The following is a 965-nucleotide window of genomic DNA, read 5'->3' as shown; positions in this document are numbered from 1 at the left end:
TCCATCGCGATTGGGTGGATCAGAGTCACAACCATCTTGATGTTGTCGCCTGGCATTACCATCTCTACGCCTTCTGGCAGTTCGATGGTACCGGTCACGTCAGTTGTACGGAAGTAGAACTGTGGACGGTAGCCTTTGAAGAACGGAGTATGACGGCCGCCTTCGTCTTTGGACAGAATGTACACTTCAGATTCGAACTTGGTGTGTGGCTTGATTGAGCCTGGCTTCGCCAGAACCTGACCACGTTCGATTTCTTCACGTTTGATACCACGCAGCAGAACACCAACGTTCTCACCAGCACGGCCTTCGTCCAGCAGTTTGCGGAACATTTCAACGCCAGTACAGGTAGACTTCGCAGTCTCTTTGATACCAACGATTTCAACTTCTTCACCAACTTTGATGATACCGCGCTCTACACGACCGGTAACAACGGTACCACGACCGGAGATGGAGAATACGTCTTCGATTGGCAGCAGGAATGGCTTGTCAATCGCACGCTCTGGTTCTGGGATGTAAGAATCCAGGAAGCCAGCCAGTTCGATGATTTTCGCTTCCCACTCTGCGTCGCCTTCCAGCGCTTTCAGCGCGGAACCACGAACGATTGGAGTATCGTCGCCTGGGAAATCGTACTGAGACAGCAGTTCACGAACTTCCATCTCTACCAGTTCCAGCAGCTCTTCGTCATCAACCATGTCGCATTTGTTCAGGAACACGATGATGAAAGGAACGCCTACCTGACGACCCAGCAGGATGTGCTCACGAGTCTGAGGCATAGGGCCGTCAGTCGCAGCAACAACCAGGATCGCGCCGTCCATCTGCGCAGCACCGGTGATCATGTTTTTAACATAGTCGGCGTGGCCTGGGCAGTCTACGTGTGCGTAGTGGCGAGTCGGGGTGTCATACTCAACGTGAGAGGTGTTGATGGTGATACCACGAGCTTTTTCTTCTGGTGCGTTATCGATCTG

At 52.5% G+C, this 965-nt stretch carries 1 protein-coding gene; it reads right to left on the bottom strand.

Annotated features, from left to right (window positions below):
- On the bottom strand, nucleotides 1-965 hold a 965-nt coding region (gene tuf / locus IM282_RS21770), incomplete at both ends, for an elongation factor Tu (RefSeq protein WP_058645277.1).

The sequence above is a fragment of the Enterobacter cloacae complex sp. P29RS genome (assembly GCF_014893445.1).
In the GTDB taxonomy this organism is placed as follows: domain Bacteria; phylum Pseudomonadota; class Gammaproteobacteria; order Enterobacterales; family Enterobacteriaceae; genus Enterobacter; species Enterobacter intestinihominis.
The sequence above is the reverse complement of the archived record's forward strand: the minus strand, read 5'-3'. Positions and strand labels throughout refer to the sequence as shown.